The following is an 18,573-nucleotide window of genomic DNA, read 5'->3' on the forward strand; positions in this document are numbered from 1 at the left end:
GTCTTTGTTGCCTCCAACCGCACAGGTCGAAATTTTTTGGTTAATCTTGGTTTTTTTTGGATATCAGCAAATATTTCTTATATGCAAGAGTTTTCCAAGCCTTCACATGAAAGAAATATACAACTTCCCAAATAACAGAGGATTATATCAGTGACTCAATTGCTTTCATCAGGGAGACAGCTTCCTTTTTACCAAGATTATCACGCTCAGGAGAGGATCCAGGCCCAGTGCAAGCGGATTCATAGAACCGTGATTGTTCTGGTGTGAAGATCACTTCCCCACCCTCTGGAGGGAAAGCATGCATCTCAGTCCAGCCATCACGGTGAATGTGTGCATCAAGGTAACACTCGTATAAAAGGGCAAAGGATTCAATTGTTGGATCAGCTTTGGGATGCCAGGGTCTACCAAGATATACTGAATAATCCGGGACTCCTTCTTTCCTGAGGAACCGGCATCGGTGGAAACAGAAGCCCAATTGTTCACCAGGGGTTGAGGGAGCGGTGACATACCCCTGTCCATTGGAGAGGATTGTACAATCGCTAAAAAGAGCAAGGCCACCACCAAAGATAAAATCGATGTTTCCTTCAATCTGGCAATGATTGAGAAGGTGCGTACCCTCATCGAGCAGCAAGGTATCCTGGTATCCGAAGAAGGCACAATCCTCCAAGATGGTGGCATCAGCACTATCAGTGGTTCTGAAAGCAACTGCCTGCAATCCCTTCACTTTCCCTGGGTCCTGCTTTACAAGATGGCGAAAGGAAGGATAGTCGAAATCATTGGCAAACGTCAGGTGTTCCGCCCTGAAATTCGCTTCCCTTACTGTACAGGACGCAGAGGCAAAGGTTCCCATCATACCTGTCCGTGCAGCATCGCTGAAGCTAATCCGTGTCTCATCACGCCCAGCGCCAACAAGGGTGACATCCGCCCGGTCAATGACCACTTTTTCACGGTAGATTCCTTCCCCAAGGGTGATAATGAGTGGTTTCCCATCTTCAGGAAATCGCGCAAGCGCTTCATTGATGCTGTCTTCTGGGGTAAGGGTAATCCGGTATGCTTCCATGGCACTATCATACGATAAACGCTTTGGAGTTTTAAGACGCTTGTTTCTCTTTTTCCTTATACGTTAAAAGGGCTGCCGCAATGCGACAGCCCCGAAATAGCAAACAATTTGCTGATACTTACATCAACGGACCAAGTTTCTCAAAGAAGCTCATGCGCTTCTTTGCATCTTCCTCGGCCTTGGCAAAGAGTGCCTCAGCATTCTCAGGATTGGTCTTGTACAACGAAGTGTAGCGAACCTCACCCTTGATGAACTCCTGGTAGGAACCAGTAGCTGCCTTGGTATCCCAGCTGAATCTCTTGCCTTCCTCGAGTGCAGGATTGAAGCGATAGAGCGGCCAGTAGCCAGCTTCCACTGCCTTCTTCTCCTCAACCTGGCTGAAACGCATGTTCATGCCGTGGTTGATACACGGGGAGTAACAGAAGATGATTGAGGGACCTTTCCAAGCAACTGCTTCCTGCAAAGCCTTCTGGGCATGCAAGCGGTTGGAACCAAGAGCGATGGATGCAACATAGGCATGTCCGTAGGTCATGCACATGAAGCCCATGTTCTTCTTGCCAATCTCCTTACCAGCGTTTGCGAACTTCGCAACAGCTGCAATCGGGGTTGCCTTGGAAGCCTGTCCACCGGTGTTGGAGTATACCTCGGTATCAAGGACCAGGATGTTGACGTTTCTACCCGAGGCAATAACGTGGTCAACACCACCGTAACCGATATCATAGGCCCATCCATCTCCACCCATGATGAAGACAACCTTGTCAGCGAAATAGTCCTTCAACTCGTCAATCTTGGCGAGAACGGCCTTCTCCTCATCACTCTTTGCAGCAGCGATTGCTTCAGGAAGTACTGCCTTGACAGCCTTCTGTGCATCGTTGGCGGCATCGGAGGACTCATCCCAAAGCTCAAGGGACTTCTCGATGGCACTCTTGAGTGCATCGGTGGTTCCCATTGCAAGGAGCTGGTCGATGTAGATCTTCAACTGCTCACGGTTGGAATCGACAGCGAGGCGCATACCCAAACCATACTCTGCATTGTCCTCGAAGAGGCTATTGCCCCAGGATGGACCCTGACCGTCACTCTGGCGGACAGTGTAAGGGGTGGTGGGGAAGGTACCACTGTAGATGGAAGAACAACCGGTTGCGTTTGCAACAAGCATGCGATCGCCACAAATCTGGGAGACCATCTTGACGTAAGGAGTCTCACCACAACCTGCACAAGCACCACTGAACTCGAAGAGCGGCTGCTTGAACTGCAGACCCTTGATCGTGGTTTCCTTGGTGCCATCAAGCACATCGTAGGGAAGTTCCTCGAAGAACTCTGCATTTGCAATCTCACCAGCTTCACGCTCGGTTGCGATTGGACTGAATACAAGGGACTTCTCCTTACTCGGGCAGGTCTCGATACAGACACCACAACCCTGACAATCTTCGGTGTAAATCTGAATCTTGAACTGAAGATCCTTGTCATTCTTGGTATTGGACTTCAATACGTTGAATGATTCTGGAGCGCCTTCCAAATGCTTTGGTTCAATCTGCTTTGCCCTGATTGCTGCGTGCGGGCAGGACTGTACACACTGGTTACACTGAATACAATTCTCGGCAATCCAGTGGGGAACAAAGGGAGCAACACCACGCTTCTCGAACTTTGCGGTAGCGGTAGGCAGGCTTCCATCGAAAGACATCTTGGAAACAGGAATATCATTGCCCTTGAGGTGCATGATGGGTTCTATGATGTCTTTTGCGTAGTCACCAGCATCCTCAGGGATCAAGCGAGCCGGTTCATAGCTCTTGGTGATCTTCTCAGGAATAGCAACCTCATGAAGAGCCTCACTGGCACCATCAACTGCTGCCCAGTTTTTCTTGACGATTTCCTCGCCCTTCTTGAGGAAGGTCTTCTTGATGTACTGCTTGACCAAGTCAATGGCCTCGGTCTCAGGAAGAACCTGGCTGATCTTGAAGAATGCAGCCTGCATAACGGTATTGATACGGGTACCAAGACCTGCTTTCTCTGCAATCTCAAGTGCATTGATGTTGTAGAAACGGATCTTCTTCTCGATGATCTGTTCCTGCATCTCACGGGTCAGGTGCTCGAAAATCTCATCGGATGAGATCTGGCTATTGAGCAAGAACACCCCACCCTTCTTGAGAGGAGCGAGCATGTCATAGCGACCGATATAAGCAGGGTTGTGACAAGCGACAAAGTCAGCATGGTCGATCAACCACGGCATGGTCAGTTTCCCCTTGCCAAAGCGAAGGTGACTGACGGTGATACCGCCGCTCTTCTTCGAATCGTAAGAGAAGTATGCCTGAGCATTAAGATCGGTGTTGTCACCAATGATCTTGATCGAGTTCTTGTTTGCACCAACGGTACCGTCGGAACCAAGACCCCAGAACATGCAGGAAACCACACCCTCTGGAGAAACGTCAATCATGTCCTGTACAGGAATAGATCTCTTGGTTACATCGTCATTGATACCAACGGTGAAGTTGTGGAACGGCTTGCCTGCAAGGTGATCAAAGACAGCCTTTGCGTGGGAAGGAGTGAAGTCCTTGCTGGAAAGACCGTACCGGCCACCGTATACCTTGATATCGCTCTTATCCATCTGGCTGAGAGCAGTGATGACATCCTGGTAGAGTGGCTCACCGAGGGAGCCAGGCTCCTTGGTGCGATCAAGGACTGCAATACGCTTCACAGAAGAGGGAAGAGCTTCCAGGAAGTGCTTCGCACTGAACGGACGATAGAGGCGAACCTTGAGAACACCGGTCTTGCCACCCTTCTTGTTGATGTAATCGCTGGCCCACTCCATGGTATCGGCACCGGAACCCATGATAACCACTACATCAGTTGCATCTTCTGCCCCAACATAGTCGAAGAGGTGGTATGCCCTACCGGTAAGCTTCTCGACTTCATCCATGTACTTCTGGACGATCCCAGGCAGTACATCGTAGTACTTGTTGACCGTCTCACGACCCTGGAAGTAGACATCTTCGTTCTGTGCTGCAACCTTCAGCCTTGGCTTTTCCGGGCGCATTGCTCTTTCACGGAAGCGGCGAATGTACTCTTCCTTGATCAACGGCTTGATGTCTTCATAAGAAATTTCCTCGACCTTCTGCAACTCGTGTGAAGTCCTGAAACCATCAAAGAAGCTGAGAAAGGGAACCTGGGACTCAAGTGTAGCCAAGTGTGCGACCAAGGCCATGTCCATGGTCTCCTGTACATTGTTTGCACAGGTCATGGCAAAGCCGGTATTGCGGCAGGACATGACATCGGAGTGGTCACCAAAGATTGAGAGAGACTGTGCAGCAAGGGATCTTGCAGACACGTGGAAGACGGTTGGTGTCATCTCACCAGCAATCTTGTGCATGTTCGGGATCATCAGAAGCAATCCCTGGCTTGCAGTAAACGTGGTGGTCAAAGCACCAGCAGCGAGAGCACCATGAACGGCACCAGCCGCACCAGCCTCAGACTGCATCTCCATGATCTCTACCCTCTTACCCCAAAGGTTCTTACGCCCAGTACTGGACCAAGAATCCGCGAACTCTCCCATCGGGGAGGACGGGGTGATCGGATAGATTGCGGCTACTTCACTGAAGGCATAGGCAATATGCGCGGCAGCGGTGTTTCCGTCAATAGTAACCCTTTTTTTGTTACCCATTTTGACACTCCATAAAAACAGTATTTGATGTAACCCTGAGTGGGCTACCCTTTGCGCGAACAAAAAAAAATCCAACCAGATTTTTTCAGATTCCAATCTTAAACCAATAAGGAATCGTTTGCAACCTTATCAGGATTGATTTCCATTTTTTAGTTATATATCATCTCTTCAAGTATTTATTTAGTGCAATATAACCGCACCCAAGGAGAAAACAAAGCCCAGCGGATATACCCCAGAGCTGGGCATATCCGCTCACTGCCAGCAACAATCCTCCACCTATTGGGGCAATGGAGTGCCCCAAACTGGATGCAATCGTAAGCGATGAGTTGCACCGTGAACGAAGAGAGGGAGGCGCATAGGCATTCACAAACACATTGGCATTGGTTGCCATCAGGATCTCCCCAAAGGTCCAGATACATGTTGCGACCAGGAGTAGGGGAAAGACAGTACAAACAGCATACATCCCATACCCGACCACATAGAATACCATGGCAAGCGCCATGGAAAACAGTTGGCCCAGTCTATGCGTCCATGTGGTAAGGAAAGCCGTTGCAACCAACACAGTTACTGCATTTACCGTCATCAACAACGCATACCGACTCGACCCAAGCACTTCCCCATACAAGGAAGCAAACTGAAGAGGCAATGTGAAGGTGTTCTGCGCATAGGCAAGACCGTAGAGGGCAAACAATATGAAAAAGAGTATCAAGAGGGGAGGCATCCGCAGCTTCTTGGCAATGGTAGCAGTTTCCTTGGTATAGAAGGGTTCACTCTTCGGGATTCCACGCAATAACAGGAGTGTAGAGAGGAAAATCAGGAAAGAGGAGAATAAAAAGAGCAACACGATCGAACGTGCATAGAGAAAGGAAGCGGCAACAGGACCAAGGGCAACCCCGATGTTCGTCCCCAGATAGAGAAGACTGAACGACCGGGAGAGTTGGTCGCTCGGGCTGAAATCAGCAACCATGGTATTGGTGAGGGGAGCGGTCCCTCCACGGAAAGGACTGGAGAGAAGGATCAGGTACGGTACCAGATGAGGAAATGAACCAAACATCACAGCACTTGCAAGATATGAGAGACTGACCACAGCCTGACAGATTACCAGTGGAGTCTTTCTTCCCCATCGGTCAGCAATATACCCACTGGAGAACTGGCCAACCATGGTTGCTATAACACTGAATGAGACAAAAAATCCAGCTTGTGCCGGGGAGAGGCCAAGCTTACCGGTGAGAATAAGGACCAGGAGCAACTGCACAAAATCCCCGAACCTGTTGATGATTCGGATGATGAACAGGATATAAACATTCTTCTCCAGACCCCTGTACAAGGAAAAACCCGCCACAGGAGGACGGGTTGTACGTGTATTGCCCATATGTTCCCTACCTCCTAGTGAGAGTAGGTATTGCTGAATCTTTGGTCAACACTCACTATAGCCGCAAGAAAAACATTTCTTGCAACCTTCGATATTCACAAAAGTGACATTACCACAGACCGGGCAGATATCTGGCTTCACCGAGCTACCGGAAGAAGGAAGACCAAGGTCCAGCTGTCCATCATCATCTTCCTCATCATCCTCATCAGGAAGACGGGAGGCATCACGGTCGGAGTCGGTCGATCCGATATGCTGTTGCAGCACCTGTGCTACAGCATCAGGCAGGCTCATTACCCGGTTTCGTCCGAATCCCATGGAGCGGCCACTTCCGATCCCCGAAAGCTGGCTGATGATCGCCTGGGCACGCTGGTCCGGGGTCAGGGGGGAAGGCATGCGTAGCAACAAGCTGATCAGTCTTCCCAGTCCCTCTGCATCGGCTGCCACATCACTGCCCACCTTTGCTACATTGATGAATACCTCAAAAATATCGCTTGGGTCCGGACCATCACAGTTCACGGTGATGTAAGCCGTTCCGATCGGAGTGACCTTTCGGTAGGTGGTTCCCCTCAAGACAGTGGAGCGTATCCGTGCCTTGGGTTCACTGGAACGGGTCACCACAGGAGCTTCCTTCTTCTCCTCTTTCTTGACCGTCAAGACCTGTGTATCACGTGATCCATCACGATAGGTGGTACCACCCTTGCAACCAAGGTCATAAAGCAATTCATAGAGCTTGCCTGTCTGCTCTATCGTGTACTCCTTGGGAGTATTGCCTGTCTTGGAGATAGAGGAATCGACCCACTTCTGGATTGCTGCCTGCACCTTGACATGCCCTTCGGGAGCAAGGTCCATAGCAGAGACGAAGTAGTCGGGCTTCTTCGCTCCGGGATTTTCCCTTATCCAGTCGTCATACACCTTCACCCGCTCGATGTTCGTTCCCATCCTTCCTGTTCGCTCCCACTCCCAGAAATAGTAGGGCTCGATCCCAGTGGAGGTATTGACCATCGTACCGGTGGTCCCGGTCGGGGCCTGCGTCAGGAGGGTGACATTCCTCAAGCCCTGCTCACGGACTTTCTGCCGGATCTCTTCCGGCATCTGCTTCATGAAGCCGCTCTCAAGCAACTTCTCAGCGTCGAAGAGAGAGAAACTTCCCTTCTCCTTTGCAAGATCACAACTCTCTGCATAGGCTTCAACACAGATGAACTTGTACAGCTCCTCAATAAAGGACAGGGACTCTTCGCTGCCATAGGCAAGTTCCATCTTGATCAACATATCGGCAAGACCCATGGTACCCAGCCCGATACGACGCTCACTTTGCTGCTGTTTCCTGTTCTCCTCGAAGAAGTAGGGGGTATCGTCAATGACATCGTCAAGGAAACGGACTGCCAAGCGGACCGCCCTGCCCAGGTCCTTGTAGTTCACCTTCTTGTCCTTCACAAACATACTGAGGTTGATGGACCCAAGATTACACACACCCCAAGGCGGAAGACCCTGTTCCCCACAGGGGTTGGTGCTCTGGATGGAGGAGTAGTACCACGAGTTGGACATCTTGTTGTAGCGGTCGATGAAGAAAACCCCAGGTTCGGCACTTGCCCAGGCACTCTCTACAATGGCATCCCAAATCTTTCGTGCTTTCATTGTTTGGTACACCTGGACCTTATGCCCACTCTTCTTCCATTTCTCGATATCACCGTCCCACTTTTCGTTGTAGTCGGGGTCGGTGGTATCAGGGAAATAGGTATTCCAGTCCCTGTCACTGCGTACCGCATCCATGAAATCGTCGGTAATTCCGACAGAAATGTTTGCATTGGTTATCTTGCCCATCTCACGCTTGGACTCAATGAAATCAAGAATATCAGGATGCCAAACGTTGAGAATCAGCATCAAGGCACCACGACGGGAACCACCCTGTTCAATCAGGCCGGTTACGAAGCTGAAGAGCCCGCCCCAGCTTACCGAACCGCTGGATCGGCCGTTTACGCCCTTGACGTAGCTGTGCCGTGGCCTGAGGGATGATATGTTCATGCCTACCCCCCCTCCTCGGCTCATAATTTCGGTCATCTGGCCCAAAGAGGCTATGATGCCACCACGACTGTCCTTCGGGGAAGGGATCACGTAGCAGTTGAAATAGGTTAGGTTCTGATCCGTTCCCGCACCAGTGAGAATCCTGCCTCCAGGGACAAACTTCCAGTCCTCCAGGAGCCAATTGAACTCTTTTTCCCATTGCTCTCGCACCTCCGGTTTCTCTTGGGAAGCGATACCTTTCGCTACACGAGCAAGCATCTGTGCTGGGTCGGTCTCAAGCGGCTTGTCAACATCCTCACGTTTCACGTGCAAGATGGTACCTTCATCAAGCTTGACGGTGATGGCATCCCCATCGTCCAATTCCGTGACCGTTCCGATCTCTCTCTGACCAGTCTTGGGGTTGCTTACTGCAACCACAACATCCCCAACCTTCAATGTCTCCTTCCGGACATCTTTCAGTGCATAACGGTCAAGGAAAATCTTACGACCCAACGGGTTCAATTCATTCTTAGCAGCGCTCATGTAATCCCTCTATATATTTAATTCACAATTCTTGAAGAAAATAGTGTCCTCTCTCCTGCCAGAGAAGTGGTGCAAGAAAGCGGGTCGACCCTAGTCGACCCTTATCTACCATACCATGGCGAAATGAACTTGGCAAGCGGACAATACAACATTTATAGCGCTATATAAAGTTACATAACGCTATATATAGTGTTATACAGGTTTTATAGCAATCATGTATCGTCTCTTAAATAATGCGTATTGATACCGTTGGAAATGGACGAATAGAGAATTGGAAATTTCTTCTTATTCCTTGCTGGCAATACGAGAACCACTGATGAAGCATCCCCTCACAGAGGGTAGGAATCAGGTGCATATTTCGTGCTCATTGAGGATCATTGACATATGATCACATCGGATATTTTGTGTGATGGCTAGTGCTGCTTGAAAAAGTGAAGGGCCCCCAACATACTGGAGGCCCTCCTGATACACACCCCGAAGGGGACGCTACAATTAATAGCCGAGTTGCACCATGGTATCGGCAACCTTCTTGAAGCCAGCAATATTTGCTCCCTTCACATAGTTGATATACCCATCATCTTCCCGGCCTTCCAAGATGCATGATTGATGGATTTTCCCCATGATACCCTTCAACTTCTCATCGACCTCTTCAGCGCTCCAGGAAAGATGCATGGCATTCTGACTCATCTCAAGTCCACTGACGGCAACCCCCCCCGCATTGGCAGCCTTGCCTGGGGCATAGGGTATACGTTGCTCAATGAAGTATGTCGCTGCATCAGCCGTACAACCCATATTTGAAGTCTCAACAACATACTTGACCCCATTCGCAACAAGGGATTCAGCGTCTTCCTTATCCAACTCGTTCTGGATGGCACAGGGGAATGCAAGATCAACAGGGACTTCCCAAGGCTTCTTTCCTGCAACGAATTTCGCTCCAAATCGTTCAGCATAGGGAGCAACCACATCATTGTTTGAAGAACGCAGATACTGCATGAAGGCCCACTTCTCAGGAGTCCCTACTCCCTCTTCATCGTAGATATACCCATCAGGGCCACTGATCGCAACCACCTTGGCTCCCAATTCAGTCGCCTTCATTGCCGCTCCCCAAGCCACGTTCCCGAATCCACTGAGGGAGATCCGTTTCCCTTCCAAACTGTCCTGATGTATCTCAAGCATAGCCTGGGCAAAGTACATGGTTCCATAGCCTGTAGCCTCAGGGCGAACCAGGGACCCCCCAAAGCCAAGGCCCTTACCGGTCAGAACGCCCGTATTCTCTCCCCTGATACGCTTATACTGTCCATAGAGAAAACCAATCTCACGAGCTCCTACCCCAATATCCCCAGCAGGTACGTCTGTCTCTGGACCGATATATTTCTGCAACTCAGTCATGAAAGAACGACAGAAGCGGAGTATTTCACTATCACTCTTGCCACGTGGATTGAAATCACTGCCTCCCTTGCCACCACCCATGGGGAGTGTGGTAAGGCTATTCTTCAGTGTCTGTTCAAAACCAAGGAACTTCAGTGTACCGAGGGTAACACTGGAGTGGAAACGGAGACCTCCCTTGTAAGGTCCGATTGCATTATTGAATTGAACTCGATATCCACGATTTACTTGAAGATTTCCTTCATCATCCTCCCACTCGACCCGAAAGGTGTACACCCGGTCGGGTTCGGTCATTCTCTCGAGAATCCGGTGCTTTTCATAGACAGGATTCTCATTGACCACGTCGAGGACACTCTCCACCACCTCGCTGACGGCCTGGATGAACTCAGGTTCGGCGGGATTCTTTCTCTCCAGTTCTTTCATTACTGATTCAAGGGTATACATACCTAGATTATTCTCCTTGGTCTGTGCTGCAACACGCTGTTGCTTGTCCAAAAAGCGTAAACCCGCTATATCGATATGTCAACGTCGAATTGCGAAAAACATGATTATATTTTTAATATTTAACCTATCGTACAAAAATATACATAAAAATTGAATTTTCAATCAATTTTATGAATACGCTGAAACAATATGCAAACTTCCTCTCTCATGATAAAATACCTGTTATGTATACACTTGACCCAACCTGGTTGCCATTCAGCAACCTGATGCTGAAACATATCTACAACGTGCTGCTCATCTGCAACGACTATGACCGTTTCCTCCTTGAGGAAGATGGACGGGTTGAGGAAGAATTATACCTCGAATACACCCAGCTTGGGCTGAACAACCCACCAAAGTTCACCCATACCAGTACCGCGGAAGAAGCGCTGAATCTCTTGAGCCAGAGGTCTTTTGATCTGGTTGTCACCATGCTCGACCTCGGGACCGACTCTGTTGAGCAGTTGGCTACAACCATCAAGAAGAGCAATCCGCAGATGCCGGTCATTGCACTCTCCCCCTCCTCCAGCCATAAGCGAAACAAGATGATCAAGGGATCAGACTGCAAGGACATAGACTATTTCTTCTATTGGCAGGGCGATCCCACCATCTTCCTTGCCATGATCAAGCTGGTAGAGGATAGGATGAACCTTGACCATGACACCCAGGAAGCAGATGTCCAGCTGATCATCCTGGTAGAGGACTCAGTACGGTTCTACTCATCCTACCTACCCATGATGTACACCACCTTGATCCAACAGAATCGCTCAGCCATCCTTGAAGCACTGAACAACTGGGGAAAAACCCTCAGGATGCGTGGTAGACCGAAGATTGCGCTTGCCAGGACCTATGAGGAGGCCCAAGAGCTCTATAGCAAGTATCAACGCAATATCCTGGGTATCATCACCGATATGTCCTACCTCAAGGAGGGCCAGCAGGACAAGTATGCAGGCCTGTATCTTACCAAAATGGTTCATGCAAGAGATCCAGAAATCCCAATACTGATCCAAAGCAGTGACAACACTGCCCAGGAGATGGCAGAGGAAGCAGGAGCGTATTTCCTCTGGAAGAACAATTCAGCACTCCTGTTTGAACTGAACAAGTTCATGACCAAACATTATGGATTCGGCCCTTTTATCTTCCGAGACCCCGATACAATGGAGGAGATTGCCCGCGCAGAGACCATGCGCGACCTGCAGAGGGTCCTTCCCAAGGTCCCCACGAAAAGCTTCGCTTTCCACTCCAGGAGAAATGACTTTTCACGATGGCTCAGGGCACAGAGCCTTTACGCCATTGCTGCAAGGATCAAGGACTTGAAGATCCCTGCCAATGGGGATGCAAAGGTAGTACAGCAACAGATGACGGAAATCATCCGCAACTACCGCAAGGAGAGAACCAAGGGAGTCATTGCCCAATTCAGTAGGGACAACTATGACGAAACGCTCTTCTTCAGCCGGATAGGAGGGGGATCACTGGGAGGAAAAGGACGAGGACTTGCCTTCATCGACATGGTATTGCGTGCAGCAAAGCTTCCTGAGAAATACCCTGATGTATACCTCTCCATCCCTCGTACGGTGGTTGTTACCACCGATCAGTTCACCCAGTTCCTCGAGGAAAACGATCTCAACGATATCGCCTCAGGGGACCTTCCCGATGAGACCTTGCTGAACATATTCCTCTCAAAACCATTGAGCAATGAGCTGGTCCTGAACCTCTCGGAAATCATCCAGGTTATCCATCAGCCGATCTGTGTGCGCTCATCCAGCCTCCTGGAGGACTCACACTTCCAACCGTTCGCCGGGGTATATGAGACATGCATGCTTCCCAACCAAGGGTCTGACGAGGCAAGACTCCAGGAGCTCTGTGATGCGGTGCGCGCGGTCTGGGCCTCCACCTTCTTCCGCAGTGCAAAGGAGTATCTCAAGGCAACCGAGCATATGCTCGAGGATGAGAAAATGGCTGTCATCATCCAGCAGGTCATAGGAAGCGACCATGGTCCTTACTGGTATCCAAACATCAGTGGGGTTGCCCGATCCCTCAACTACTATCCCCTGGGGGGAGAGAAGCCTGAGGATGGGGTCGGCATGCTCAGCTTCGGATTCGGTAAATCAGTGGTGGACAATGGCTCTGCCCTGCGATTCAGCCCTACCCACCCAAAACGGCCAGCCCAGTTCCTTGGTGGCAACCAGACAAGCAGCCAGAACACCTTCTACGCATTGAATATGAAAAGTGGATACCATCCACTTGAAGAAGGGGGACTTGAGAACCTGGAACTGCTCAACTTCCGTGAATCCTGGGCTTATCCTGATGCCATCAGATACATTGCAAGCACCTATGACTCGGCAAGCGGTATGCTGAGCGAGTCTGTCAGGGCTGAAGGGGAGAAGGTAATCACCTTCAACGGAATCCTTAAGTATGACGCTTTCCCCCTAGCCGCCATCGTCAGGGATGTCCTTCAGTTGGGTACCGAGGCAATGGGAAAACCGGTAGAAATCGAATTTGCGGTAAACCTGAACCGTGCTGCCCCAAAGATGAGGGAGTTCAGTCTTCTCCAGATTCGCCCTATCGCAGCAGGCAACGAGGAGAGTGATGTCTCAATCAGCGACCATGAACGAGAGAGAGCTGCCATCCATTCCCATGTGGTGATGGGAAACGGCAAGATTGACCATGTACAGGACATCATCTACTTGAAAATCGACCAGTTCTCGGCTTCCTCGATGAAAAGCATGGCAAAGGAACTCGACAAACTCAATGCAGCAATGGTTATTGCAGAGAAAGACTATGTATTGGTGGTAGCAGGAAGATTGGGCAGTTGTGACCCATGGCTGGGTATCCCCGTAACCTGGTCACAGATATCCAGGAGCAAGGTAATTGTTGAGACTGGGTTACAGGGATTCCAGGTGGAACCAAGCCAAGGGACCCACTTCTTCCAGAACATGACAAGCCTGGGTTGTCTCTACCTGACCATCAACCCGGCCTATCGATCTGGTTCAATGCGATATGAGAAACTCAAGGCCCTCCAGATTGTCTCAGAGACAGAACACTTCATTCATGCAAGAAATGAAAAGCCATTGGTCATCAAGGTCAACGGCTTCGATGGAGAGGGGGTAGTACTGGTCGATTAGTGCTCTGGATGGGTCTCCTTATAGGCCCAGACCCAAATTGCAGTATGAGAACGCACTGCCTCAACTGCCTTTTCACCATCTCTATCCATAATTGCCTGATGCAATTGTTGGTGTACCTCGTCAACACCCTCATGGATGGGGTTGATGGTCTTGGTGAATAAATCAATCACAAAGGTGTAGATGTTTTCTACAATACTGTTATGGGAAAATCGAGCAAGCAAGCGATGATAATGCAAGTCCAGGGCACCTGCTTTCTGGGCAGAAGCCTCCTCTTTACCAAGCTCCCTCTGGAACTCCTTCATGGCTTGATCGAGCAAAGCCAATTCCTCATCACTCGCAGACTCAATGACCAATTTGACGATACCCTCTTCCAGCAACTGCCTGACCTGGGTCAATGATTTGTAATCACGGTCCTGTACAAGGATCTGGAACAGTTGTGGATCGAATAGACGCTTGTTTGATGCGCTGGAAACAAACGTTCCATGCCCTTGCTTGATCTCAATCACCCCATAGGCAGAGAGAATCTTCAAGGCTTCGCGTACCGTACCGCGCCCAACCTTCAGGCTCTCGGCAAGGGAGATTTCATTGGGAATCATATCCCCGGGAGAAAGCTTCTGGTCGATCAAGAGCTCCTTGATCCTCTCTATCACCCATTCAACCGCTGAAGGGCGGCCTTCGCGTACCCTGAACATGTCTTCCATGGAATTGAATCCCCCTGCATACAGCACTGTATCATACCAAGAGCCCTTGATGAAAGCAAGGAATCATCAATCCTTGTAATCATCCCTCGAGGGAGAGAAACACTCAATCAGCTCAGTATCCTCAAGTATCTTGGAGCCATGGGGTTCCATGGAAGCAAAATAGTATGCGTCTCCTGCATGAAGGTCCAAAACCTCACCATCTCCCTTGATAAAATGGATATGACCTTTTACCACAAAGCCATTCTGGCTTTCAGGGTGGGTATGCATCTCAAGTGTGGACCCTTTCTCCAGATAGAAATAGCAGATCATGCTGTCCTTGTCATACGTCAAGGTAACCCGCTCAATTCCCTTCGCCCTCTCCACTCTCTTGTCTGTATGCAAATTCCCTCTATGTTTTTTCTCAGCCATTATTTGGCTCCCCTTCTCTCAGCAATCAAGGCAAGCAAGGCATTCCATCCCTTCTGGAATGAGGTACGGAACAACTCTACCCCGCCATAATCATAGTACTCATCAACAGACATACCATCGGTCTCAAATGCTCTCTGGTAATCTGGAAGTTGTTCACAGAGCGTCTGTATCTGCTGTTCATTAAGCGTGTTACCGATACGGTCAACTACTTCCTTGTCCTGTTCAATCAATACCTCGGCAGTTCCCTTCCAGTTGATGGTGATACTCAAATCCCCACCCACCAGCTCAGTGAAGTCCTCAAGTTTTCTTGCTCCTCCACCGATCATGATTCCTGGATATTTCCTATCCTTCATCATCTCATACTCTTTCTTTGCAATGGAGAGCCCAGCATAGCGAACCAACTCCTCATCAATGGAAAGCTGTTGTTCCTTGATGACACGCTTGAAATGATCATCGAGAATTCCGGTGATATGTGTGACATAGAAAGGAGGGGTGTTCCCACTTCTCTTGCTCACCTCCTGATAGGCTTCACAAATGGATATGGCCTGACTCAGGCTCATAACCTCTGTCGCCATCGTGGGGATATTATGTTCCACCATGGTGCTTATTGCCTCGATTCCCCACTTGGTTACCGGTATCTTGATGCAGATATTCTCAGCAATCTCATGATTCTCCAAGCCTTCCTTGATGATCCGGCTGGTATCTGTCTCAGCAAACGGGTCACCCTGGATGGTAACAAACCCCTCTGTACCGCCACTGGATCGATAGAGTGGGAGGAACAGATCTGCAAGACGGCCGACCATCATCTGCTGAACCTTGGAGGCAAGCACGGAATCGTCCTTCTCATAGGGGAGCAACAGATCAATCATCCGCCTCACCACACGCATATCCTCTTCTGATTCAAAGAGCTTTGAAACATAACTCGGATTGGTGGTACACCCAATTGCCCCTTCTTCTATAGCCCGTTTGGCTTGCTCCATGGTAGGGTTGTTGATCCAGAAGCGAGTTTTGGTCTGCTGATGCACACGGTGAAAATAGGTAGATTTCATACACACACCTCTAATTGAACAGTAATGACGGTAGCCACAGGGAGATCTGCGGAACATAGGTGAGAATCACCAATGCCACCAGTAGGGAGAACAGGTATGGCATTACTGCCTTGAAGACCTTCCCCACTGGAAGCTTCACAATTGGACTGAGCATATACACGCTCATGCCAACAGGAGGGGTGATCATTCCAATCATCAGGTTGAATACCATTACCAGGCCAAAATGGACAGGATTAACACCACTGGCCATCAAGGGCGGCAACAGAATCGGGGTCAGAATCATGATTGCAGCAGTGGACTCCAGGAACATTCCTGCAATAAGGAGAATCACGTTGGCAAGAATCAGGAGCACAACCGGATTGTCAGAGATACCGAGCATCAATGCCGAAACCTGCTGGGGAAGCTGTTCTACAGTCAACACCCAGGCAAAGATGGCAGCAGAGGCAACGATAAACAGTACACTTGCCGTTGATTGCAAAGTCTCCTTGCACGTCTTGATAAACGATGCAAAGCTGAGTTCCTTATATATGGCACTCAACACCAATGCATAGGTAACAGCAATTGCTGCAACCTCAGTAGGGCTGAACAGGCCAGAGAGCATACCTCCCATCATGATCAAAGGCATGAACATGGAGGGAAGCCCTCTCATTACAATAGTAAGAACCTCTCTTGACGAATACTTGTTCTCCACTCCCTTTGGATAGTGGTACCGCCGGGCAAAGAAGGCCACCTGGACCATCAAGGCAATGGCGATGATCAGTGCAGGCAGAATCCCTGCAATCAGGAGTTGCATGGAAGAAGTCTCAGCGGCCGCCGCATAGATGATCAAGGGGATGGAAGGAGGAAAGATCGGACCGATGACTGCAGAGGCTGCGGTAATGGCAGCAGCATGCGTCTTCGGATACTTCTGTTTCTCCATCGCTTCCAGCTCAATATTCCCCAGTCCACCGACATCAGCGAGAGCTGCTCCTGAGATGCCGCTGAAGATCAGGGAAGCTACGATATTTACCTGGGCCAAGCCACCTTTCAAGCGGCCAACCAACAATTTTGCAAACGCAAACAACCGTTCGGTAATACCCGAACTATTCATCAGTCCTGCTGCCAGGATAAACAAGGGAACGGCAAGCATGGGGAAAGAGTTGAGACTGGTAACCATTCTTTGGATCAACTGACTGGGAGGAATATTTGCCACAATCAGGTACAAGGCAGAGGGAATGCCCATGCTCACAGCAATAGGAAGCCCAGTGGTCAGCAAGACCAGAAACAGGAGTACCACCATGGAACCACTCATTGGACTACCTCCCTACCACGAAGCGTTATGATGGCACCGGCGAGGGAGAAGATGCACATGGCAAGCACTCCCAGTGTGATGGGTATGTAAAACACCACATTCGGCATTGCGAGAGCCGGAGTTCGTACATTCCAATTGAATTCCATGATTGTCACGATGGCATTAAGCACATACAGACCGAAGACCATGACCAGGAGCTGGGTAATGGCTGAAAACCAGCGTTTCACACGCTCCGGAAGATACAAGATTACGATATCAACAATGATATGCTGACCTCTCCAGGTCAACACCGGTATCATCAGGAATACCAATGAGACCAGGGAAAACCGAGCAAGCTCTTCCAACTGTATCGACCCTGAATTGAATATATTTCTCATGATGATCTGAATAAGCACTGAAAGGAACAGCATCAACAAGAAGAGGATGCCGAGCAGCTCATACAGACCAGCCATCTTTTTCAAGAACCTTTGCATAGGAATATTCCTTGTATGAGAAGACATGTGTGGAAGCAGGATACCATCCTGCCTCCACCACTGAAAACTAAACTACTTGATTGCGTGGATCATCTCGTAGTACTTGCCCCAAGCATCGCCAAAGCGTTCATCAACTACTTTGCTGACGGAAGAACGGAACTCATCAACTTTCAGGCCATCAGCTGCTGTGATGATGGTCATGCCCTTGTCCTTGAGAGTCTGGATGTCCTTGGCCTCATTCTCCTGTACATAAGAGGATGCCCAGTCACGTGTTTCACGAGCAACTTCCCTGAAGATCTGCTTATGCTCGTCACTCAATGCCTGCCATACCTTCTCGTTGATCACTACAGGTTCACTACCCATGATATGGTCGGTCATCATGACATACTTCTGTACTTCATAGATATTGCTGGTTACCAGTGTACTTACTGGGTTCTCCTGTCCATCGGCGACACCGGTGGAGAGGGCGACAGGAACTTCTGCCCAATCGATGGGAACTGCCACCGCGCCCATACCTTCCACTGCTGCAAGATAGATGGGGGAAGGAATGGCACGAATCTTCTTTCCAGCCAAGTCAGCCGGTGAGTAGACAGGGAAGTTCGCAGTCAACTCACGGGTACCGAAGTAGAAGGAGTAGAGAATCCTGACGTTTCTGGTATCGATCAACTTCTGGTTCAACTCCATGAGCGCAGGGCTGGTCTCAGGATCAGTTGCCTTGAGCAGGTGGTCGACATCCCGATAAAGGTATGGGGTGTCAAACAGACCAAGGTCATTAAGCAAGGGCTGCAACCCTCCATAGGTGTTATGATGAAGTGCAATCGAACCCATGGAAACAGCTTCAGCCATCTCACTGATGGATCCCAGCTGACTTGCCGGATACACTTCAATCTTGATGGCCCCACCGGTCTTCTCAGCTATCTTATCAGCAAAGTAGGTGGCCTGTAGTCCGTTCGGGCTGGAGGCTGGATTCATGTGAGCATACCGCAATACCAATGGATTCTCAGAGGTCGGACCACTCTTTTCCGC

General features: G+C 49.7%; 12 protein-coding genes. 1 reads left to right on the forward strand and 11 read right to left on the reverse strand.

The window, feature by feature from the left end; all coding sequences use genetic code 11:
- Positions 1-142 precede the first annotated feature (142 nt).
- The 5 genes from AB7S66_RS06090 to gdhA form a co-directional block, all read right to left on the reverse strand.
- Positions 143-1,060 (reverse strand): pectinesterase family protein, encoded by a 918-nt coding sequence (locus AB7S66_RS06090; RefSeq protein WP_428518566.1) that lies wholly within the window; start codon positions 1,058-1,060, stop codon positions 143-145.
- 118 nt (positions 1,061-1,178) lie between these two features.
- On the reverse strand, positions 1,179-4,715 hold the full coding sequence (gene nifJ / locus AB7S66_RS06095) for a pyruvate:ferredoxin (flavodoxin) oxidoreductase (protein ID WP_428518567.1): 3,537 nt from the start codon (positions 4,713-4,715) through the stop codon (positions 1,179-1,181).
- Positions 4,716-4,875: 160 nt separating this feature from the next.
- Positions 4,876-6,087: an MFS transporter gene (locus AB7S66_RS06100; protein ID WP_428518568.1), complete on the reverse strand. Its 1,212-nt coding sequence runs from the start codon at positions 6,085-6,087 to the stop codon at positions 4,876-4,878.
- Positions 6,088-6,132: 45 nt separating this feature from the next.
- Positions 6,133-8,631 (reverse strand): adenosylcobalamin-dependent ribonucleoside-diphosphate reductase, encoded by a 2,499-nt coding sequence (locus AB7S66_RS06105; protein WP_428518569.1) that lies wholly within the window; start codon positions 8,629-8,631, stop codon positions 6,133-6,135.
- 492 nt (positions 8,632-9,123) lie between these two features.
- Positions 9,124-10,461 (reverse strand): NADP-specific glutamate dehydrogenase, encoded by a 1,338-nt coding sequence (gene gdhA / locus AB7S66_RS06110; protein WP_428518570.1) that lies wholly within the window; start codon positions 10,459-10,461, stop codon positions 9,124-9,126.
- A gap of 170 nt (positions 10,462-10,631) precedes the next feature.
- Here gdhA and AB7S66_RS06115 point away from each other — a divergent pair, with 170 nt between their 5' ends.
- On the forward strand, positions 10,632-13,625 hold the full coding sequence (locus tag AB7S66_RS06115; protein ID WP_428518571.1) for a PEP/pyruvate-binding domain-containing protein: 2,994 nt from the start codon (positions 10,632-10,634) through the stop codon (positions 13,623-13,625).
- Here AB7S66_RS06115 and AB7S66_RS06120 read toward each other — a convergent pair.
- From AB7S66_RS06120 to AB7S66_RS06145, 6 genes are all read right to left on the reverse strand, one after another.
- Positions 13,622-14,326, reverse strand: coding sequence for a FadR/GntR family transcriptional regulator (locus AB7S66_RS06120; protein ID WP_428518572.1), 705 nt, complete (start codon positions 14,324-14,326; stop codon positions 13,622-13,624). The two genes, AB7S66_RS06115 and AB7S66_RS06120, sit on opposite strands and share 4 nt — an antisense overlap.
- 66 nt (positions 14,327-14,392) lie before the next feature.
- On the reverse strand, positions 14,393-14,734 hold the full coding sequence (locus tag AB7S66_RS06125; protein WP_428518573.1) for a cupin domain-containing protein: 342 nt from the start codon (positions 14,732-14,734) through the stop codon (positions 14,393-14,395).
- A complete protein-coding gene (locus AB7S66_RS06130) occupies positions 14,734-15,783 on the reverse strand; it encodes a transaldolase family protein (protein WP_428518574.1) in 1,050 nt (349 codons plus the stop codon). The genes AB7S66_RS06125 and AB7S66_RS06130 overlap by 1 nt, the downstream gene beginning before the upstream one ends.
- Positions 15,784-15,793: 10 nt before the next feature.
- On the reverse strand, positions 15,794-17,074 hold the full coding sequence (locus AB7S66_RS06135) for a TRAP transporter large permease (RefSeq protein ID WP_428518575.1): 1,281 nt from the start codon (positions 17,072-17,074) through the stop codon (positions 15,794-15,796).
- Positions 17,071-17,547: a TRAP transporter small permease gene (locus AB7S66_RS06140; protein WP_428518576.1), complete on the reverse strand. Its 477-nt coding sequence runs from the start codon at positions 17,545-17,547 to the stop codon at positions 17,071-17,073. Before AB7S66_RS06140 ends, AB7S66_RS06135 begins: the two co-directional genes overlap by 4 nt.
- 72 nt (positions 17,548-17,619) lie before the next feature.
- Positions 17,620-18,573 (reverse strand): TRAP transporter substrate-binding protein (locus AB7S66_RS06145; protein ID WP_428518577.1); only part of this gene is annotated, 954 nt, incomplete at its 5' end.

The sequence above is a fragment of the Sphaerochaeta sp. genome, assembly GCF_050178175.1.
GTDB lineage: Bacteria > Spirochaetota > Spirochaetia > Sphaerochaetales > Sphaerochaetaceae > Sphaerochaeta.